General features: G+C 47.4%; 18 protein-coding genes and 1 other annotated feature. All 18 genes read left to right on the top strand.

Annotated elements, in window-relative coordinates; genetic code table 11:
• Position 1: 1 nt before the first annotated feature.
• The 18 genes from murD to ileS all read left to right on the top strand — a co-directional run bounded on the left by murD (position 2) and on the right by ileS (position 20,534).
• Entirely contained in the window at positions 2 to 1,423 is a 1,422-nt protein-coding gene (gene murD / locus MHB56_RS07240; RefSeq protein ID WP_076185248.1) for a UDP-N-acetylmuramoyl-L-alanine--D-glutamate ligase, read from the top strand.
• A gap of 49 nt (positions 1,424 to 1,472) precedes the next feature.
• Complete coding sequence (spoVE, locus tag MHB56_RS07235; RefSeq protein ID WP_036683647.1) at positions 1,473 to 2,570, top strand: stage V sporulation protein E; 1,098 nt, start codon at positions 1,473 to 1,475, stop codon at positions 2,568 to 2,570.
• 5 nt (positions 2,571 to 2,575) lie between these two features.
• On the top strand, positions 2,576 to 3,688 hold the full coding sequence (gene murG / locus MHB56_RS07230) for an undecaprenyldiphospho-muramoylpentapeptide beta-N-acetylglucosaminyltransferase (protein WP_076278780.1): 1,113 nt from the start codon (positions 2,576 to 2,578) through the stop codon (positions 3,686 to 3,688).
• A gap of 205 nt (positions 3,689 to 3,893) precedes the next feature.
• Positions 3,894 to 5,177, top strand: a complete 1,284-nt coding sequence (gene murA, locus MHB56_RS07225; protein WP_036683642.1) for a UDP-N-acetylglucosamine 1-carboxyvinyltransferase — start codon at positions 3,894 to 3,896, stop codon at positions 5,175 to 5,177.
• A gap of 65 nt (positions 5,178 to 5,242) precedes the next feature.
• On the top strand, positions 5,243 to 5,998 hold the full coding sequence (locus MHB56_RS07220) for a cell division protein FtsQ/DivIB (protein ID WP_076129061.1): 756 nt from the start codon (positions 5,243 to 5,245) through the stop codon (positions 5,996 to 5,998).
• Positions 5,999 to 6,341: 343 nt separating this feature from the next.
• A complete protein-coding gene (ftsA, locus tag MHB56_RS07215) occupies positions 6,342 to 7,604 on the top strand; it encodes a cell division protein FtsA (protein WP_076136520.1) in 1,263 nt (420 codons plus the stop codon).
• A 61-nt stretch (positions 7,605 to 7,665) separates the two neighbouring features.
• The gene (gene ftsZ / locus MHB56_RS07210; protein WP_076129065.1) at positions 7,666 to 8,787 is read left to right on the top strand and encodes a cell division protein FtsZ; all 1,122 of its coding nucleotides are present in this window, start codon (positions 7,666 to 7,668) and stop codon (positions 8,785 to 8,787) included.
• 269 nt (positions 8,788 to 9,056) lie between these two features.
• A complete protein-coding gene (gene spoIIGA, locus MHB56_RS07205) occupies positions 9,057 to 10,004 on the top strand; it encodes a sigma-E processing peptidase SpoIIGA (protein ID WP_076129086.1) in 948 nt (315 codons plus the stop codon).
• A 92-nt stretch (positions 10,005 to 10,096) separates the two neighbouring features.
• Positions 10,097 to 10,819, top strand: a complete 723-nt coding sequence (gene sigE, locus MHB56_RS07200; protein WP_036683937.1) for an RNA polymerase sporulation sigma factor SigE — start codon at positions 10,097 to 10,099, stop codon at positions 10,817 to 10,819.
• Between the two features lie 78 nt (positions 10,820 to 10,897).
• Positions 10,898 to 11,680, top strand: a complete 783-nt coding sequence (gene sigG, locus MHB56_RS07195) for an RNA polymerase sporulation sigma factor SigG (RefSeq protein WP_036683631.1) — start codon at positions 10,898 to 10,900, stop codon at positions 11,678 to 11,680.
• A 130-nt stretch (positions 11,681 to 11,810) separates the two neighbouring features.
• Positions 11,811 to 12,155: a YlmC/YmxH family sporulation protein gene (locus MHB56_RS07190; protein ID WP_036683628.1), complete on the top strand. Its 345-nt coding sequence runs from the start codon at positions 11,811 to 11,813 to the stop codon at positions 12,153 to 12,155.
• 104 nt (positions 12,156 to 12,259) lie between these two features.
• Entirely contained in the window at positions 12,260 to 13,117 is an 858-nt protein-coding gene (gene pgeF / locus MHB56_RS07185; RefSeq protein ID WP_340394480.1) for a peptidoglycan editing factor PgeF, read from the top strand.
• 3 nt (positions 13,118 to 13,120) lie between these two features.
• Positions 13,121 to 13,807 carry a YggS family pyridoxal phosphate-dependent enzyme gene (locus tag MHB56_RS07180; protein ID WP_340394477.1) on the top strand — a complete coding sequence of 229 codons (687 nt, stop codon included), beginning with the start codon at positions 13,121 to 13,123 and terminating at the stop codon, positions 13,805 to 13,807.
• A gap of 11 nt (positions 13,808 to 13,818) precedes the next feature.
• Positions 13,819 to 14,259, top strand: a complete 441-nt coding sequence (locus tag MHB56_RS07175; RefSeq protein ID WP_036683619.1) for a cell division protein SepF — start codon at positions 13,819 to 13,821, stop codon at positions 14,257 to 14,259.
• A gap of 7 nt (positions 14,260 to 14,266) precedes the next feature.
• Positions 14,267 to 14,533 carry a YggT family protein gene (locus MHB56_RS07170; protein ID WP_036683616.1) on the top strand — a complete coding sequence of 89 codons (267 nt, stop codon included), beginning with the start codon at positions 14,267 to 14,269 and terminating at the stop codon, positions 14,531 to 14,533.
• 9 nt (positions 14,534 to 14,542) lie between these two features.
• Positions 14,543 to 15,325, top strand: a complete 783-nt coding sequence (locus tag MHB56_RS07165) for a YlmH family RNA-binding protein (RefSeq protein WP_339169298.1) — start codon at positions 14,543 to 14,545, stop codon at positions 15,323 to 15,325.
• Between the two features lie 227 nt (positions 15,326 to 15,552).
• Complete coding sequence (locus tag MHB56_RS07160; RefSeq protein WP_051491297.1) at positions 15,553 to 16,065, top strand: DivIVA domain-containing protein; 513 nt, start codon at positions 15,553 to 15,555, stop codon at positions 16,063 to 16,065.
• 185 nt (positions 16,066 to 16,250) lie between these two features.
• Positions 16,251 to 16,525: a binding site (T-box leader), on the top strand.
• Between the two features lie 916 nt (positions 16,526 to 17,441).
• Entirely contained in the window at positions 17,442 to 20,534 is a 3,093-nt protein-coding gene (gene ileS / locus MHB56_RS07155; protein WP_341143431.1) for an isoleucine--tRNA ligase, read from the top strand.
• Positions 20,535 to 20,631 lie beyond the last annotated feature (97 nt).

The raw sequence follows: 20,631 nt of genomic DNA, 5'->3' as shown, positions 1-20,631 counted from the left end.
AATGAAACATCCAGATAAGTATCGTGGTGAAGAAGTTGTGGTTCTTGGGCTTGCTAAAAGCGGTGTCCAGGTGGCTAAAGTGCTGCATGAACGCGGCGCTGTAGTTACGGTGAACGATAAAAAGGAAAGAGATCAAAGTCCCGAAGCTTCCGAATTGGAATCTTTGGGAATTTGTGTTATATGCGGTGGGCATCCGGAAGGTCTTATTCATGAAGGTGTAAGTCTGGTAATCAAGAATCCAGGCATTCCTTATTCTGCGCCCCCTGTACAAAAGGCAATTGAGCTTGGAATTGAAGTGGTCACAGAGGTAGAGGTGGCTTATCGACTTTGTGCAGCGCCGATGATCGGGATCACGGGTTCCAATGGTAAGACGACAACGACGACCTGGGTAGGCCATATGCTGGAAGCTGCGGGAATGAACCCTATAGTTGCGGGCAACATTGGTACGCCTCTCTGTCAGGCTGCACAAGAGGCTACAAAGGATGATTGGATGGTAGTTGAGCTTAGCAGCTTTCAACTTAAAGGAACGGAGACCTTCCGGCCTAAGATAGGCTGTCTGCTGAATATTGCAGAGACCCATCTGGATTATCATGGAAGCATGAAAGATTATGTGGATTCCAAAACCAAGCTGTTCGCTAATCAATTAGCTACGGATACAGCAGTGCTGAACTGGGATGATCCTGTCTGCCGGGAACTTGTACCCTATATGAAGGCTTCGATTCTTCCATTCTCCTTGTTTGAGGAGCTGCCTCATGGAGTATTTGTTAGCCCGTCCTACATTACGGGGCAAGATGATGAGCTGAAGCGCCACATTATCTATCGCGAATCTGCGGACAAGGAAACGATAATCGCGGATGTAGATTCCATCGCCCTTCCGGGTCGCTTTAATGTGGGGAATGCGCTGGCTGCCTGTGGAATTGCTATTGCCGCTGGAGCGGACCCCTCTCTATTAAGCGGAGTGCTTTCTTCTTTTCGCGGTGTGGAGCACCGCCTGGAGTATGTAGCTGATAAGGCTGGAGCCGCTTATTATAACAATTCCAAAGCAACGAACTCCAAAGCGACAATTACGGCTTTGACATCGTTTCAGCGGCCGGTGGTATTGATTGCTGGCGGATTAGACCGCGGCTCCGATTATATGGAGCTGCTGCCTGTCCTGAGCGGACGCGTCAAAGCTTTGGTGGCGTTAGGACAAACCAAGGACAAGCTAATAAATGTAGCACAGCTGGCAGGATTAAAGCAGATTATCTCCGTCGATAATGGGGAGAGCGCCGCCGCCGTGCTGCAAGCAGCTGTGCGGGAAGCTTCCGCTCTGGCGGAAGAAGGAGATATCGTTCTCCTGTCTCCTGCATGTGCTAGTTGGGATATGTTTACATCCTATGAAGAGCGCGGGTGTATTTTTAAAGAGGCGGTGCATAACCTTTAAGTAGGGGGGTGGATAAGCCCCTACTACGGATGCAAGAGGTGTGCTCCTGATGAACAAAACTCGTCATGCTCCCGATATTTGGTTGCTGATTCCCATTCTTTCTTTGCTGGTGATCGGCATGGTGATGGTATACAGCGCCGGATCTGTTTTAGGCTTCCGCAATTATGGAGATTCGTTTTACTTTGTAAAGAGGCAGCTTTTGTTTGCAGGACTGGGACTTGTTGCAATGTTTGTTACAGCGAATACAGACTACAAAGTGTTAAAAAAGCTGGCTAAGCCGGCACTGATTGTCTGCTTTATCCTGCTCGTTATGGTGCTTATTCCCGGCATTGGTGTAGTTCGCGGGGGAGCGCGCAGCTGGCTCGGAATCAGCTCCTTCGGGATTCAGCCCTCCGAGTTCATGAAGATGGGGATGATTCTATTTCTGGCGAATTGGCTGGGAAAAGAAGAGTATGATATCACCTCCTTCACTCGTGGCTTACTTCCCCCGTTAGCGCTTATCGGATCAGCTTTTGCACTGATTATGCTCCAGCCGGATCTGGGTACAGGTACCGTTATGTTTGGCGCAGCCTTAATGATGGTCTTTACAGCTGGGGCAAGAATGAAACATCTACTCTCACTAGGAGTAGCTGGGGTGGCTGGGTTTGTTGCTTTGGTTGCCGCAGCACCTTACCGGTTGCAGCGGATCACCGCTTTTCTTGATCCTTGGTCCGATCCCCTCGGTGCAGGCTACCAGATTATTCAGTCGCTATACGCGATTGGGCCTGGAGGGCTCGGGGGTCTCGGACTTGGAATGAGCCGGCAGAAGTACAGTTATGTACCTGAGCCGCAGACCGATTTTATTTTTTCTATATTGGCCGAGGAACTGGGGTTTATCGGTGGTTTGGCTGTGTTGATCCTGTTTCTTATTCTAATCTGGCGCGGAATGAAGGTGGCGATGAGTCTGCCTGACCGTTTTGGAAGCTATTTGGCCGTTGGCATCGTCTGTATGGTGGCTGTGCAAGTCATTATTAATATTGGTGTGGTCATCGGTCTAATGCCTGTAACAGGCATCACACTTCCTCTGATTAGCTATGGAGGTTCTTCACTTACACTGATGTTAACCTCCCTGGGCATTCTATTGAACTTATCCCGTTATGCGAGGTGAAAGACATGCGTATCGTATTAAGCGGCGGAGGCACGGGTGGTCATATCTATCCCGCAGTCGCTGTTGCTAGACAACTGGAATCAGAAGATAGTGAATCTACCTTCCTGTATATTGGTGGAACGCGTGGCTTAGAGAGCAAGCTCGTTCCCCAAGAGAATATCCCTTTCAAATCTATCGACATCACTGGCTTTCGGCGCAAGCTGTCCATGGACAACGTCAAGACGGTGATGCGTTTTTTAAAGGGCGTTAAGGCTTCCAAAGAAATGTTAAGAGAGTTTAAGCCTGATGTTGTAATTGGTACAGGCGGTTATGTATGTGGTCCAGTCGTTTACGCTGCATCCCGGCTGGGCATCCCAACCTTGATCCATGAGCAAAATGCTATCCCTGGTTTAACAAATCGTTTTCTAAGTCGTTACGCGAGTACAGTGGCCGTAAGCTTTGAAGGGACAGAATCTGCTTTTCCGGGGAGCAAGCACGTAATCTACACAGGTAATCCTCGGGCAACGACGGTTACTACGGCTAGTTCACAACGGGGGTTTGCCTCGCTGGGCATTCCGGATAACAGCACGGTTGTTTTGGTTGTTGGCGGCAGTCAAGGGGCTAAGGCTATTAATAAAGCCATGATTGAAATGGCCCCATTTGTGGGTAAGGGTAATGGTGTTCATTATGTTTACGTTACAGGTGAGCCTTATTTTGAGGATACCCGTGCTGAATTGCGTCAGAAGCTGGGTAGCACACCGAACTGGCTGCATGTCCTACCTTATGTTCACAATATGCCGGAGGTCTTGGCTTGTACCTCCTTAATCGTAAATCGGGCGGGGGCATCCTTTCTCGCTGAGATTACAGCGCTGGGCATTCCTTCTGTACTTATCCCTTCTCCTAATGTGACGAATAATCACCAAGAGGCGAATGCAAGACAGCTGGAACGCGAAGGGGCCGCTGTGGTGCTGCTTGAGAAGGATTTGAATGGTAAGGCGCTTTATGAAGCTGTGCAAGCAATCATTGGAACTGAAGCTGTACGCCAAAAAATGTCCGAGGCTTCCAGACGACTGGGCAAAAGGGATTCTGCTGCCATTGTCACTAACGAACTCCGAAGACTAGCCGGTAAACAGTCTTAAGCCATTAACCTTTGAGAGGTTTTTCCTTATTGGCAGCTCTCTGTCACACACTTGGAGGAACGAACATAGGATAATCCTATAATCGTGACAATCACCCAGGACACTTCCTAACCTGAAAGGTAGTGCAGGATAATCTTGTACATTTCATATGACCTTGTATCGGAAGTGTTTGTGGTGGGTGAGCGGTAATCTCGGAGGTGATACATTGGACAAATTGGTGATTGAGGGTGGAAGTCCCCTGTCAGGCACCATTCGTATCCATGGAGCAAAAAATGCGGCGCTGCCGATTCTAGCGGCAAGCCTGCTGGCCGAAGGAGTTCACTCACTGCATAATGTGCCGAAGCTGCTGGACATCGAGACTATGCTAGACATCTTGGATCGGCTGGGCTGCAGGTGCGTGCATCAAGAGGATACGGTGACGATAGATACGTCAGCCGTGGGGACATCTCATGTACCTGAGGATTTGATGCGGCAGATGAGATCTTCCATTTTTTTAATGGGACCGCTGTTATCCAGATTTGGTGAGGTAACGATCTATCAGCCTGGTGGCTGTGCGATCGGGGAGCGTAAAATCGATCTTCATTTGCAGGGTCTTAAAGCACTGGGGGCGGAGATCGAGGAAAGCAACGGACGAATATCCTGTCGGGGCTCAAAGCTTGTAGGGAGTGATATTCATCTCGACTATCCAAGTGTTGGAGCCACGGAGAATATTATGATGGCTGCCGCCAAGGCAGAGGGGACAACTACGATATCGGGAGCAGCAAGAGAGCCGGAAATACAGGATCTACAGCAATTTTTGAATAGTATGGGTGCTCAGATTATCGGTGCAGGCACGGATACCATTACGATCCAGGGTGTCAAAAACTTATATCCCTGTACGTACGAGGTAATCCCAGACCGGATAGTGGCTGGAACTGTAATGATTGCTGCGGCAGCTACACGTGGGAATGTGACCTTGACACATACGAACGCCGGGCATCTGACTTCGCTTATTCATGTGCTTAAGCGGGCTGGTGTTCAAATCACAGTATGCAATGATATAATTAATGTCAGCTGCATGGGGCGTCCGCGTGCGGTTGAGAGAATTGTAACCTCTCCTTATCCTTCTTTCCCGACGGATCTGCAATCTCAGGTCATGGTGCTGCTGTCGCTCGCCGATGGTTTTAGTGTGATCAAGGAGACGGTGTTTGAGGGACGGTTCAAACATGTGGAAGAAATGGCCCGGATGGGTGCTGACATTTCTATCGATTTGAATCGTGCGTTTATTCGCGGCGTTCAGAGATTGTATGGTGCTACTGTGGAAGCTACTGATTTGCGGGCGGGTGCAGCTCTGGTCATTGCCGGGCTTGCTGCACAAGGGACTACGGTCGTTGAGCAAGCGCATCACATTGACCGTGGTTATGATGGAATAGAGAAGCTGTTTCAGAAGCTTGGCGCGCGTATAAGCCGTAAGGTGCCTGTAACGGATCCACTTGATTTGGCCAATTAAAGCTCCCTGTCTCCTTCCAGATCTCCCAGAGAAGGAGACAGGGCCTTATTACGGAGAATATGAGAATGACTACAACCCGATTACCTCTTCTTAAAGAGGACAAGCCTAAGAAAAAAATGAGCCGTAAGATTACGGCGATCCTGCTGCTGCTGTTCACTGCGCTTCTTGCTGTGATTTTTTTTAGATCGTCTATTAGCCATATTACAGTGATAGATTTTCAAGGTAGTAAGTATTCTACTAGTGAAGAGCTACTCTCACAAAGTGGAATTAAAATAGGTGGGCAATTCTTTGCTGTATCAACGAAAGCTGTGGAAGAATCTCTGCTGAAGCTTAAGACGATTAAAGACGTCAGCGTGCAGAAGGATTTCCCCGGGGTGATCACAGTGAAGATTGAGGAATTTCCAGCGGTAGCCTATGAACTGGAACAGGGAGGCCTCTTGAAGGCAATTCTATCCAGTGGAGCTGCAGTCCCTGTTAATGAGACAGGAATTGCCGTTGAGAAACCCATATTAACGAACTGGGACCCGGAAGATCCGAATAAGGCTAAGCTATGTCAAGCATTAGCAAGCATTCCTAATGAATTGACAAGTGATATCTCTGAGATTGTTCCCTCGCCGACCTTGTCTTTTCCAGACCGGATCAAGCTCTATACTAGATCCCGTTTTGAGGTGATTACAGCCATCTCATTGCTAAAGAGCAAGGTGTCCTATTTGAATCAGATTATAGAGACTGAACAGCCTGGACTGATTAAAATGCTAGAAGCCGATTCATATGTTCCCTTTCAGGTTGTAAGCGATGAAGAAGATGTTGCGCAAGAGTAGTGTGGAGGTAAATAGTCCCTACTAATAGAGTTAAAAAAATGCTACAATCGGAGTTACGGGCAATAAGCTATATCCCTCTTTTTTCTTCGATTTTTTTGAGATATAGTACTATATTTGGTTGAAATGACCAATTAGGCCGATATTTCTTGTGATAATTGCTATTTTTACAATAACATATGAGTAACTATTCACATTTGGGGATGTTGGAATATTATTCCGTTCAAAAAATTTGTAGAAAAAAGAGGGAAAGGATTAGGTATGTTGAATATGTACAGAGAAGTTTCCCGGGACCGGGATAAGGTAATGCAATTAATTATGATTATAACAGGAGGTGCCATAGGACTTGAGCAACAATGACATCATTGTTAGTTTGGACATCGGTACATCCAAAGTTCGGGCAATAATTGGGGAAGTTACCAATGGAACCTTTAATATTATTGGCGTTGGATCTGCCGATTCGGAAGGAATACGTAAAGGCGCGATTGTAGATATCGACCAAACTGTGCAATCGATCAAAAGTGCTATAGATCATGCAGAGCAGATGGTGGGTATTCAAATATCAGAGGTTTATGTAGGCATTTCCGGTAATCATATTGGCCTGCAATCCAGCCACGGTGTTGTGGCCGTTCAGAATGAGGATCGTGAAATCGGCGATGATGATATCGATCGCGTAATTAAAGCTGCGGAAGTCATTGCTATGCCTCCGGAGCGTGAAGTGATTGATGTTGTTCCCAAACAATTTATCGTCGATGGTCTTGAAGGAATTCAAGACCCGCGCGGAATGATTGGTGTTCGTCTGGAAGTTGAGGCAACAATCATTACGGGTGCTAAGACGCCAATACATAATCTACTACGCTGTGTTGAGAAATCAGGGCTGAAGGTAAAGGATCTTGTGCTGATGTCTCTTGGAGCTGGTGGATTGGCGCTGTCCAAGGACGAGAAATCGATGGGATCTGTTCTGGTTGATATCGGTGCGGGCTCAACAACAATAGCCATATACGAAGAGGGTTCTCTTAGTGCAACCTCCACGATTCCGATCGGAGGAGAATTCGTAACCAATGATATTGCCTACGGACTTCGGACACTTACTGATCAAGCGGAGAAGGTAAAACTTAAATATGGTTGTGCTTGGATTGACGATGCAGCCTCAGACGTTGTCTTCAAGGTATTGCGCATTGGCAGTAACGTGGAGAAGGAATTTAACCAAGAGGATCTGGCGGCCATTATCGAGCCAAGGGTGCAAGAAATATTCCACCTGATTCGTCAAGAAGTTAAACGGCTTGGTTACAGTGAACTGCCTGGAGGTTATATACTAACAGGTGGGACTGTCTCGATGCCGGGTGTATTGAAGGCTGCTCAGACCGAGCTGGCTGCATCTGTACGCATCGCCGTGCCGGATTATATCGGTGTACGGGACCCTGGGTTTACCGGCGGTGTCGGTATTCTGCATAATGTTGTCCGTAGTTTCCGTGGAAGAAACAGTGGTGGAAGCAGCAACAAAAAGACGGTCAACCGGAGCAAGCAGAACGCCACTCCGAGTCAGGAAACTGTTCAGAAGCCCGGATTTGTGGAGCGTCTAAAAAATATGTTTAGCGAGTTTATATAAGTGTAAGTCCAGATATACTTGGACCGGCCATCCAAGCACATTGAGGGGGAGATGGAACAATATGTTAGAATTTGATTTTGAAATGGAGAGCTTGGCGCAAATAAAAGTCATCGGCGTGGGCGGCGGAGGTAGTAATGCTGTCAACCGGATGATTGAAAACGGCGTTCAGGGTGTAGAATTTATTACGGTTAATACAGACGCCCAAGCGTTGCATATGGCCAAATCGGAGCACAAGCTGCAGATTGGGGACAAGCTGACCCGCGGTTTGGGTGCAGGCGCCAACCCTGAAGTCGGTAAGAAAGCAGCGGAGGAATCCCGTGATCTGATTTCGAATACCCTTAAAGGTGCAGATATGGTATTTGTTACTGCAGGAATGGGTGGCGGTACAGGTACAGGTGCGGCACCAGTTATAGCTGAAATTGCTAGAGAGTGTGGAGCCCTGACTGTGGGTGTAGTGACTCGCCCGTTCACTTTTGAAGGAAGAAAACGTTATAACCAGGCAATGCTTGGAATCGAAGCTTTGAAAGAAAAAGTCGACACACTAATCGTCATTCCAAATGACCGTTTGCTTGAAATTGTTGATAAGAAAACACCGATGTTGGAAGCTTTCCGTGAAGCAGATAATGTTCTCCGGCAGGCTGTTCAAGGTATCTCTGACCTAATTAAGGTTCCTGGTCTGATTAACCTTGACTTTGCGGATGTAAAGACGATCATGACAGAGCGCGGTTCAGCCCTTATGGGTATTGGTATTGCAAATGGTGAGAACCGTGCGTCTGAAGCAGCACGTAAAGCCATCATGAGCCCACTCTTGGAAACGTCTATTGAAGGCGCCCGCGGCGTAATTATGAACATTACGGGAGGATCTAACCTCTCTCTATACGAAGTCAATGAAGCGGCTGAGATTGTTACATCCGCCTCTGATCCTGAAGTGAATATGATCTTTGGTGCGATAATTGATGAAGGCCTGAAGGATGATATCAAAGTAACAGTAATTGCTACTGGCTTTGAACATAAACCATCACCTGAAGCACCAGGACGCCGTCCGGTCTCGACGAATAACGAGCCAGCGGCAGCACCGGATAAGAACGCTGCTAATCTGCGTCCGTTCGGGAATCAGAATACGTCAGATCAATTAGATATTCCGACGTTCCTGCGTAACCGTAATCGTGGCAACAATGACTAATTAAATATTTTTATTAAAAGATATGAAGCACCGTATTCCCCAGCTAATAGAGCTAGGGCAATGCGGTGCTTTTTTTTATGTGAAATGTTGTTCAGTAGGAATAAAACCCTCCCGCGCTATAACTCGACAAAAAAACCTTAAGAATGCCCCCCAAGTTTAGACAGACTTTGAATGCGAGACTTTTTATACTAATCATATCGTCCAAAAAAACAGAGCCTGATCCATTTTGGCTACAGGATAGATTCCGCCATAGTAAGCAGGTGAATGCACTGGTTGTTTATATTGACTTGATATTCGCCGCCAATCTAGTGATCGACGGAATTCTTTTGTGGCTGACAGGCTGGATGGTCAAGCTGAGGATATCATGGTGGCGTTTAGTCCTCTCAGCTCTGGTTGGTGCGCTGTATGTGGTGATGATGTTTGTGCCGGAGTTGTCTTTCATGTATACCTTCCTCATTAAGTTTGGATTGTCGGTGGTTATGCTATGGATTGCCTTTGGTTTTGGGAGTCTGCAAAGCTACCTTCGCACTATGGGAGCTTTTTATATTATCAATTTCGCAGCGGCTGGTGGGATTGTAGGTATTCACTATTTGCTGCAGAGCTCCGGTGATATTTGGAATGGTATTATGTTCACTGCTTCAGGAGGGCATGCTTACCGCCTAAAGATTGGCTTTTGGTTTGTAATTGCAGTATTTCCCCTGGTGTTAATCTGCTTCAAGGCAGTGCACTCCTCACGAATCAGAAGGGAGCAGCTTGAAACCTATATCGGTGAGGTGGTAGTAGAAATTGATGGAGTGACTGTTTCCTGTCCCGGCCTGCTAGACACAGGTAACCGGCTTTGTGATCCTTTGACCCGCATACCGGTGATGGTTATGGAATCTTCGCTCTGGGAGGGACATCTGCCTGAAACATGGAAAGGTAGACTCACTCAGGACGGAGCGGACAAACTTTTACTAGAAACGGACGGGCAGTCGTTTGCTTGGCAGGACAGGATGCGACTGGTGCCTTACAGGGGAGTTAACCGGGGGGCATCATTTATGCTCGCACTGAAGCCTGATCAGGTGACGATAAAGCTTGGTGAAGATATCTTTTATTGTAAAAGAGTCTTGATTGGGCTGGATGGTGGGACATTGTCGGGGGATGGAGCCTATCGGGCTGTAATACATCCTGATTTGACTCAAAAAGAGAGCGCTACTGTTGCAGCACTGCCTTCCTAATCTTTAAAGCTAGCTGAACCAAACTTCTGATGGCTGAAAGCGGGATTTGAAAGCTTCACACGCGAACCGTGCACTTCTTGGAGGAGGAACAAATAATGGTCAAATGGAAAATTGCTCTGCAGCTGCAATATTACCGCATGCTGTTTCTACTAGGGCTGAAGAGTCAGGAAATCTATTATATTGGCGGGAGTGAGGCACTTCCTCCACCGCTGACACGGGAAGAAGAAGAATATCTGCTTCAGCGGCTGTCTAGCGGCGATGCAGCTGTTCGTGCGATGTTGATTGAGCGCAATCTTCGCTTGGTAGTATATATCGCTCGTAAATTTGAGAATACCGGAATCAATATCGAGGATCTGGTTTCGATTGGCGCTATTGGCTTAATTAAGGCTGTGAACACTTTTGATCCTGAGAAAAAAATAAAACTGGCTACTTATGCATCCCGCTGCATAGAGAACGAAATCTTAATGTATCTGCGGCGGAACAGCAAGACACGGAGTGAGGTTTCTTTTGATGAGCCGCTTAATATTGATTGGGATGGCAATGAATTATTGCTTTCTGACGTATTAGGAACGGAAAATGATACCATTTATCGGAACATAGAAGAACAGGTTGATCGCAAGCTGCTGCAAAAGGCACTGGAAAAGCTGAGTGACCGGGAAAGACTCATTATGGAGCTGAGATTTGGCCTGCGCGGAGGCGAAGAAAAGACACAAAAAGATGTGGCTGATCTGCTTGGCATCTCCCAATCTTATATTTCGCGGCTGGAGAAAAGAATTATCAAGCGGCTGCGCAAGGAGTTTAACAAGATGGTGTAAGGTGAAATTAGCAAGGAATAAAATGGCGAGCCCGGGAGATAATGTACAGTAATGTTTCTCCTTGGGAGGTAAATCATCATGACCCGTAATAAAGTCGAGATTTGCGGTGTGGATACTGCTAAGCTGCCTGTTCTAACGAATGTGGAAATGCGGCAACTGTTCACTTCGCTGCAGCAGCAGGGCGAGCGATCCGCCAGAGAGAAATTGGTAAACGGTAATCTTAGACTTGTTCTAAGCGTTATCCAGAGGTTCAATAATAGGGGAGAATTTGTTGACGATTTGTTCCAGGTGGGTTGCATCGGTCTGATGAAAGCCATCGATAATTTCGATTTATCACAAAACGTTAAATTCTCCACATATGCAGTTCCGATGATTATCGGTGAGATTCGGCGTTACCTGCGTGATAACAACCCGATTCGGGTATCACGTTCTCTCAGAGATATCGCCTACAAGGCGCTCCAGGTACGTGATAGTCTGACCAATCAGAACTCACGGGAACCGACGATATTCGAAATATCAGAAGCGCTGGGTGTGCCGAAGGAAGATGTTGTTTTTGCTCTTGATGCCATTCAGGATCCAGTGTCCTTATTCGAGCCGATCTATCATGACGGCGGCGATCCTATTTATGTAATGGACCAGATTAGCGACGATAAGAATAAGGATGTGTCGTGGATCGAAGAAATTGCATTACGTGAAGCGATGCGTAAGTTAGGACAAAGGGAGAAACGAATTTTATCCATGCGGTTTTTCGAAGGGAAAACACAGATGGAGGTCGCAGATGAGATTGGCATTTCACAGGCACAGGTCTCACGTCTGGAGAAATCTGCGATTCAGCAAATGCAAAAACACGTGAAATCTTAGAGCAGTAGCCATGAGGAGATATTCCAGAATCCGGGTTAAGGATTTTGGGTTGTCTCCTCTTTTTAATGCATGTTGACAAGCTTCCGGATCATATATTGGACTATAGGTCGGATTGTACAGGGGTGGTGAGATGAATGAGGATTATCAAGGGTCTGCCAAAAAAATGAAAATCTCAGATTTTCAGACGAAGGATGTTATCAACATTGTAGATGGCAAGCGGCTGGGGCAGATTAGTGATCTGGAGCTTGATTTGCGCCGTGGTGTCATTGATGCCATCGTTATACCCGGATACACTCGGTTTATGGGATTGTTCGGAGGCGGGACAGATCTGATTATTCCATGGCGGAATATAGTTAAGATCGGGTCCGATGTAGTACTCGTGAAGATTGAAGAGTCGCGGATGTCTCCGGGACAGGAAGAGCGTGAAACGATGTATCTGGAACGGGGAGATCGCAGCGAACGGCGCACTTATTAATTAGGTGCGTTTTTTGTTTTTTTATTTAAGAATTTAGGCGATCAGGCTTAACCGTCACTTTGTACGGGTATTTACATGTGGTACACTAAGGCGGAGGTGAGGAAATGGAACCGTTTGTGCAGGGGAAAGAAATGCTTATGCTGCTCCATCTGGAGCCTTGGCGAGTGGAGCATAACGAAATTACAGCGGGGTTTACTGGTAGACAGGGAGGGGCTAGCAAGGTGCCCTATGACAGCCTGAATTGTGCGTTTCACGTTGGGGATGCTCCTGAAGATGTCCTGAGCAATCGGAGAGCGCTTGCCGAAGCTCTTGATTTCAAGCCGGAAGCATGGACCTGTGGAGAACAAACTCATGGGGCAGAGATAGCTGTAGTAAGGGAAGTAGACCGTGGGCGGGGACAACAGGACAGAGCATCGGCATTTCAAGCTACGGATGGTCTGCTGACGGATGTGCCTGGGGTTTTGTTGACTTCTTTTTATGCGGATTGTGTGCCCCTTTATTTTTATGATCCCGTGCGTAGAGTCGTTGGTCTTGCGCATGCAGGCTGGAAAGGAACGGTGGCTCAGATTGCCGCAGCTATGGTGAGTAAGCTGCAAACGGTATACGGCAGCCATCCACATGATATTGTGGCAGCGATCGGTCCATCCATTGGCGACTGCTGTTATGAGGTGGATGATTATGTGATGGAGCATGTTCGGCAGCTGGAGGGCAGCTTGAATGAGGGGATAAAAACTTTCGATGCTGTGGAGCTTTACAGAGCCTCAGAGACTGATCAGAGTAAATACTTGCTAAACTTGAAAGAAATGAATCGACGCATTATGATAAAAGCAGGAATATTGCCGACTCATATCGAATGTACAACATGGTGTACAAGCTGTAATCGTGATTTGTTTTTTTCTTATCGCAAAGAAAACGGTATTACAGGCAGAATGACGAGCTGGATCGGAATAAAGGAGAGTTGAAAGTTGTCTTTAACACTGCAGGAGAGAATTGCTGAGGTAGAGGAACGTGTAGCACGTGCCTGTGCGGCAAGCGGCCGGGATCGTAATGACGTCAAGGTAATTGCAGTGACGAAATATGTTTCTCTGGAAATGGTATCCTCCGTATTGGAGGCAGGCCTAGAGCATGTTGCTGAGAGTCGCTGGCAGGATGCTGAGCACAAATGGAAGGTTTTAGGGGACAAAGGGACATGGCATTTTATCGGGCATTTGCAAACCAATAAGGTTAAAGACGTTATTGGCAAATTTCAATATATACACTCTTTGGACCGGATGTCTCTGGCGCAAGAATTACACAAAAAGGCGCTTGCCGCTGATCAGGAAGTGAATGTGTTTCTTCAAGTGAATATCTCTGGCGAAGATACGAAGTTTGGTCTGTCACCTGAGGCAGTACCTGGATTTTTACGTGAAATCGCTAGTTTGGACCGCGTTAAGGTAATTGGACTTATGACGATGGCACCTTTAGAAGGTGATTCAGAGCTTACCCGTCCTGTATTTCGCGGACTTCGTGAGCTGCGCGATGAGCTTAATCAACTTGCTTTGACACCTGAGCCGATTACGGAGCTGTCCATGGGAATGTCGAATGATTTTGAAGTGGCGATACAGGAAGGAGCCACCTGGGTACGCCTGGGTACGGTGTTAGTAGGCCATTAGGAGGGATCGTGATGAGCGTTATGAACCGATTTATGAGTTTTTTGGGCTTGCAGGAGGAAGAGGAAGTTGTGGAGCGGGAGCAAATCCACGAAGAGGATGAGTATGAGCCGGCCCCTGTAGAAACCCGCAAAAATCAGAGGGGCAACGTTGTCAGTATCCATTCGCAAAAAAATGTCAAGGTTGTATTATATGAACCACGTTCATATGATGAGGCACAGGAGATTGCTGATCATCTCCGTTCGCATCGGACGGTAGTAATTAACCTGCAGCGTGTTCGCAATGATCAAGCAATGCGAATTATTGATTTTCTCAGCGGAACTGTTTATGCCCTTGGGGGAGGAATCTCTAAAATTGGGGGCAATATATTTATGTGCACTCCAGATACTGTTGAAATTCAAGGCTCCATTACAGAAATCCTAGGTGACGATCAAGACTATAACAGAATGAGGTGAATGGGCTTTGCTTCAAATTGATTACATTATCGATATTTTGTTTAACATTTATTTTTACATGATTATTTTCTATGTGCTAATGTCCTGGTTACCCAACGTTCGTGATAACTTCATTGGAGAACTGCTAAGCAAACTCGTAGAGCCGTATTTAACACCTTTCAGACGGTTTATTCCACCGCTCTTCGGTACACTTGATATCTCTCCAATTATTGCATTACTTGTCTTGGAATTCGCTGCAGGCGGACTTAAATCTATCCTGCATTTGATTTTTTAGGCAATTGTGATGAAGAACGAAGTTTACGGGCATTTTCATCCCGATGAACGTCAATTTGTGGACAAGGCCTTCGAATGGGTTACCAACGCTGGAGAATATCATGAGACTAAATTAACTGAATTTCTCGATCCCCGCCAAGGTTTTATTTTGCAAACTTTAGTTAACCGCCATCCTGATGTGATTGTTAAATGGGAAGGTGGACATGCTGAGGCAGAGCGGAAGCGAGCGCTTGTCGCTCCTGATTATCGTGACCTGGATCAGGAAGACATGGAGCTGAAGGTGCTTGCAATAACCTCAGGGGAGCAGAAGTTTCTGTCTCTGGAGCACGGGGACTACATGGGTTCTATTCTGGGGCTGGGCGTTAAACGAGGCAAAATCGGTGATATTCATGTTCTGGACGATGGTTGTCATGTTGTAGTCGCTGCTGATATTGCAGATTATTTAGCTATGAATTTAACTGGAGTGCACCGGATACAGGTAAGTACGGAAGTATTACCCCTTTCCGCCTTGCGTAATAGTGAGGTTAAGCTGGAATTGATGGATTTGACTGTAGCATCCCTGCGATTGGATGGCATTGCCGCAGATGTAACACGGCTTAGCCGAAGCAAAATTCTTGCTCCCATCAAGGCTGGACGTGTTCGGGTAAACTGGAAAGTGGAGGAAGACCCATCCTGCGGTCTTAAGGATGGTGACATGGTATCTATTCAAGGCTTTGGTCGCTTCAAGGTTCTAGAGGTCGGCAGTTTGACGAAAAAGGGCCGATACCGTGTTCAGATTGGTAAATTTGTGTGAATCCCTTGCAGGAATACGGTCTTACTTGTCGAAATTGATTATTTCGAGGGAATCAAACATTTTTTAAGCTGGACGCCGATACTTTTAAGAAGAGGCGGACCATGAATGGCAGGCGGAACACAGGAACACCTTCTGCCTTTACTTGAAGTACAGTCTTTCTTCTTTGTCTGCCGCTTAGTTGCGATTTAGAGATAAAGAAGGTCCGAAATTTCTAGGAGGTGCACAGCATGCCATTAACACCGCTCGATATACATAACAAGGAGTTTTCTCGGAGACTTCGCGGTTATGATGAGGACGAGGTCAACGAATTTCTGGATCAAGTGATCAAGGATTACGAAAGCGTCATCCGTGAGAACAAGGAACTGCAGAATCAGCTTTTGTCTATTCAAGAGCGTCTGGATCATTTTGTGAATATTGAAGAAAGTTTATCGAAGACGATCTTAGTCGCTCAGGAAGCGGCGGATGATGTGAAGAACAACTCCAAGAAGGAATCCCAGCTCATTATCAAGGAAGCGGAGAAAAACGCCGATCGTATTATTAACGAAGCGTTATCCAAATCCCGTAAGGTTGCTATTGAGACTGAAGAATTGCGCAAGCAAGCTTCGATCTATCGCACTCGTTTCCGGACATTAGTGGAAGCTCAGCTGGAGCTGTTATCACAGGATGACTGGAATGCCTTAGAGAGTCGTGAGGCGAGCGAGAACGTAGCTTTCAAGGATGATGTTCTTCATCGCATCTAAAGGTTTCAGACGATAATTGGCTAAATAGAGGGAGCTATTCCCTCTATTTTTATTTTCCGATAAAATAGACCATAATAAAGTGAACTCCATGTGCAAGTACCCTCATAATAGCTAGATTGGGCGAATGGTTGTTGACATTTAGATTCAAAAAGTCTATAAATAGAACATATCTGAATAATATTTATATGTATTCGATGACGGGACAAGTACGACAAGGTAACGTTCTCCAGAGAGTCGGCGATTGCTGCGAGCCGATTGTTCGAACCCTGCCGGAAGATCTTCCCCTAGAAGTTAAGCTGAAGCGTTGATCGTGCGTAAGCCTAACCGTCTGCCGGACGTTACACCGGACCTGTGCACAAGATTTACGCGCAGGACTGAGATTGTGCTGAATACACTCCCCTTAAGGATGTGCTCATGCGCAGAATTAGGGTGGTATCGCGAGCGTCGTCTCGCCCCTTTGGGGGTGGGATGACGCTTATTTTGTTGTTCCGGGACGGCCATCCCCCTAAATCCCCCTTTCTAAGGGGGACCCCAAGGGCTGCTGCCCTCTGGACACCCGCAAAGTAAAGCCTCGTGCAAACTAGGTACGGTGGTGGAAACGAACGGATTCATGTGGCTGAAGGAGCGGCCCTTCTTAGGCTCCCCTGGCGGGTTCGCCTGCGGGGCCTTTACGGCAAGAGCGGTGCGCGACCAGCTGCGCAAGGTCGCCCATGGCGCCCCGAGCGATTGCTGCCCTACGGGATCGCAGCTCGGGAGCCCGGGCAAGAGCGGTGAGCGACCAGCTGCGCAAGGTCGCGTATGGCGCCCCGAGCGATTGCTGCCCTGCGGGATCGCAGCTCGGGTGCCAGGGCAAGAGCGGTGCGACCAGCTGCGCAAGGTCGCCCATTGGCCCCTCGAGCAATTGCTGCCCTAACGGGATCGCGGCTTGGGAGCCAGGGCAAGAGCGGTGCGACCAGCTGCGCAAGGTCGCGGAATGGCGCCCCGAGCGATTGCTGCCCTGCGGGATCGCAGCTCGGGAGCCAGGGCAAGAGCGGTGCGACCAGCTGCGCAAGGTCGCGAAAATGGCGCCCCGAGCAATTGCTGCCCTAACGGGATCGCGGCTCGGGAGCCAGGGCAAGAGCGGTGCGACCAGCTGCGCAAGGTCGCCCATGGCGCCCCGAGCAATTGCTGCCCTAACGGGATCGCGGCTCGGGAGTCAGGGCAAGAGCGGTGAGCGACCAGCTGCGCAAGGTCGCGTATGGCGCCCCGAGCGATTGCTGCCCTACGGGATCGCAGCTCGGGAGCCAGGGCAAGAGCGGTGAGCGACCAGCTGCGCAAGGTCGCCCAAAGATCGAAAAGAGCTTTATAGACTAATCCATGAAAGGATTGACCATCACATGCAAAAAGTAGATGTCAGAGAAAAGGCGCGGGCAAGAGATGTCCGCATATTAAAGAAATGGAGCGACGAAAATACGTTCCGCAAGTCCATGGAGAACCGTGAGGGACGTCCAAACTATGTATTCTATGAAGGTCCGCCTACAGCAAACGGTGCGCCGCATATCGGACACGTGCTGGGACGGGTAATCAAGGATTTCATCGGTCGTTACCAGACGATGAAAGGTTACCGCGTGGTACGTAAAGCGGGCTGGGATACACACGGTCTGCCAGTAGAACTAGGAGTACAAAAGAAGCTTGGCATCTCCGGCAAACAAGAGATCGAGGAATATGGCGTAGAAAAATTCATCCAGGAATGTAAAGACAGCGTCTTCGGTTATGAGAAGCAATGGCGTGAATTTACAGAAGCAATCGGATACTGGACGGATTTAGATAATCCTTACGTAACCTTGGATAACACCTATATCGAAAGTGTATGGAACATCTTGGCTACAGTGCATGAGAACGGGTTGCTTTACCGCGGACACCGTGTTAGCCCGTATTGCCCGAGCTGCCAGACTACACTAAGCTCACATGAAGTTGCTCAAGGCTACAAAACCGTTAAGGATCTCAGTGCAACCGCGAAGTTCAAGCTGGATGACAGCGGAGACTACGTATTGGCTTGGACGACAACACCTTGGACCTTGCCAGCCCATATGGCGTTAGCTATGAACCCGGACATGGATTATGTACGTGTGCAACAAGAAGATGGTGTGTACATCGTTGCTAAAAACTTGGTCGAAGAAGTAATGAAAGGTGAGCACACAGTCCTTTCTACACATAAAGGTTCCGAGTTTATCGGTAAAACTTACGCACCTCCATTCGGATATATTAAGGCAGAGAAAAGCAATGTTATCGTAGGCGCTTCTTTCGTTACAGATTCCAGTGGTACAGGGATCGTACACATGGCACCAGCACATGGTGAGGATGACTACAAGACTTGCCGTGAGAATGGCATCAGCTTCGTAAATGTGGTTGATAATTCCGGTAAGTATACAGATGTAGTCTCTGATTTTGCGGGACGTTTTGTTAAGGATTGCGATCTGGATATCATTAAGGTTTTGTCTGAAAAAGGATTGCTTTACGGTAAAGAGAAATACGAGCACAGCTATCCGTTCTGCTGGCGTTGTGATACACCACTTTTGTATTACGCAACAGACAGCTGGTTCATCAACACTACAGCGATCAAAGATCAGCTGATTGCTAACAACAACAGTGTGGCTTGGTACCCTGAGCATGTACGTGAAGGACGTTTCGGGAAGTTCTTGGATGAACTGGTTGACTGGAATATCAGCCGTAACCGTTATTGGGGTACACCCCTCAATGTCTGGGTATGTCAAGAGACGGGCAAAGAGTTTGCTCCACACAGCATTGAAGAGCTAAGAGCGATGGCGATTGGTGATGTTCCTGAAGATATCGAACTGCATAAACCTTTCGTGGATAAGATCAAACTGCGCAGTCCGTTTAGCGAAGGTGCAGAGATGGTTCGTACATCGGAAGTGATCGACGTATGGTTCGATAGTGGCTCGATGCCTTTTGCACAAAGCCATTATCCGTTTGAGAACGAGGATAAGCTGAATGATCAGTATCCGGCAGATATGATCTGTGAAGGGATCGACCAGACCCGTGGATGGTTCTATAGCTTGCTTGCAGTATCCACCTTGTTCAAGGGTAAAGCACCTTATAAAGCGGTAATTGCTACAGGCCATATCCTCGATGAGAATGGTCAAAAAATGTCCAAATCCAAGGGCAATGTTATTGATCCTTGGAAAATCATGAATGAGTATGGTACGGATGCTTTCCGTTGGGCTATTTTGTCCGACAGTGCACCGTGGAATAATAAACGTTTCTCGCGTGGTCTTGTAGGTGAGACGAAATCTAAAGTAGTGGATACGCTGGTAAATACACATGCCTTCTTGACGCTGTATGCGGGCATTGATGGTTACGATCCAGCCGATCATCCTTTTAAAGTATCAAAACATAAGCTGGACCGCTGGATTCTGTCCCGTCTGAACAGCTTGATTCTTTTGGTGGATAAAGGACTTGCGGTAAATGACTTCGTGAATACATCTAGAGCTATTGAGAACTTTGTGGATGAGCTGAGTAACTGGTATATCCGTCGTTCCCGTGACCGTTTCTGGGGGAGTGGCCTAGGTGAAGATAAACTGGATGCATACCGTACGTTGACTCATGTGCTTTTGGCGACAGCAACTTTGATGGCTCCATTTACACCGATGTTGTCCGAAGATATCTTCACGAACCTTGGCGGCGGAGAAAGTGTGCATTTGGCAGACTACCCGGTTGCTGACGAGAACTTGATCGATAAAGAGCTGGAAGAGGATATGGAAAGTGCAAGACAGATCGTTGAGTTGGCGCGTAACGTACGTAACGAAACAGGCATTAAGAATCGTCAACCGCTGTCCGAGCTGATCGTTTCGATGAACCGCGACTTCCATTTGGCTGAGTATGAAGAGATCATCAAAGATGAGATCAACATCAAGAACATCGTGCTGGAGAACAGTGACAGCGGATTTGTTGATTTCACACTCAAGCTGAATCTTAAGGTAGCCGGTAAAAAATACGGTAAAAATGTAGGCTTCCTGCAAGGCTTCCTGAAAAGCCTCGACAGTGATTCTACCCGCAAAGCGGTACAGGACGGTAAAATTGCAATTGCGACACCTGAAGGTGAAGAGCTTGTAATCACTTCTGAAGAGCTGCTTGTTGAAAAACAAGCCAAAGCAGGTTTCGCCGCAGCTTCCGGATATGGAGTTACGGTTGCGCTCAATACCGAAATCACGCCTGAGCTTGAACAAGAAGGCTGGGTTCGTGAGATCATTCGTGCGGTTCAAGATTACCGTAAACGTCTGGATCTGCCGATTGAGAAACGGATCGCACTCACCTTGAAATTAGATGATGAGCTAAAAGCAGCTGTTACAGCATTTGACAATGTATTGCGAGACAATGTTCTTGTGACTACGGTTGATTTTGATGGAGAACATGCTTTTGAGACGGTAGAAGTCGGTGACAAATCCATCGGTATCCATATCGAAGTATAATTCTGCATTACCTGTCCCAAAACAGCATATACTAGCGGCATAAGTGTAAACGGAGATCTTCCGTTTATGCGGGAAATATAGTCTTTATATTTCGGCG

The organism is Paenibacillus sp. FSL H8-0315 (genome assembly GCF_038005365.1).
In the GTDB taxonomy this organism is placed as follows: Bacteria; Bacillota; Bacilli; order Paenibacillales; family Paenibacillaceae; genus Paenibacillus_AQ; species Paenibacillus_AQ odorifer.
Note: the sequence above shows the minus strand (reverse complement) of the source record. Positions and strands in the feature narration are given on the sequence as shown.

Excerpts from the sequence above, each read along its gene's own strand:
- murD (WP_076185248.1), top strand. The coding sequence starts at position 2 with ATGAAACATCCAGATAAGTATCGTGGTGAAGAAGTTGTGGTTCTTGGG.
- spoVE (WP_036683647.1), top strand. The coding sequence starts at position 1,473 with ATGAACAAAACTCGTCATGCTCCCGATATTTGGTTGCTGATTCCCATT.
- murG (WP_076278780.1), top strand. The coding sequence starts at position 2,576 with ATGCGTATCGTATTAAGCGGCGGAGGCACGGGTGGTCATATCTATCCC.
- MHB56_RS07220 (WP_076129061.1), top strand. The coding sequence starts at position 5,243 with ATGACTACAACCCGATTACCTCTTCTTAAAGAGGACAAGCCTAAGAAA.
- ftsZ (WP_076129065.1), top strand. The coding sequence starts at position 7,666 with ATGTTAGAATTTGATTTTGAAATGGAGAGCTTGGCGCAAATAAAAGTC.
- sigG (WP_036683631.1), top strand. The coding sequence starts at position 10,898 with ATGACCCGTAATAAAGTCGAGATTTGCGGTGTGGATACTGCTAAGCTG.
- MHB56_RS07190 (WP_036683628.1), top strand. The coding sequence starts at position 11,811 with ATGAATGAGGATTATCAAGGGTCTGCCAAAAAAATGAAAATCTCAGAT.
- pgeF (WP_340394480.1), top strand. The coding sequence starts at position 12,260 with ATGGAACCGTTTGTGCAGGGGAAAGAAATGCTTATGCTGCTCCATCTG.
- MHB56_RS07175 (WP_036683619.1), top strand. The coding sequence starts at position 13,819 with ATGAGCGTTATGAACCGATTTATGAGTTTTTTGGGCTTGCAGGAGGAA.
- MHB56_RS07165 (WP_339169298.1), top strand. The coding sequence starts at position 14,543 with ATGAAGAACGAAGTTTACGGGCATTTTCATCCCGATGAACGTCAATTT.
- MHB56_RS07160 (WP_051491297.1), top strand. The coding sequence starts at position 15,553 with ATGCCATTAACACCGCTCGATATACATAACAAGGAGTTTTCTCGGAGA.
- ileS (WP_341143431.1), top strand. The coding sequence starts at position 17,442 with ATGCAAAAAGTAGATGTCAGAGAAAAGGCGCGGGCAAGAGATGTCCGC.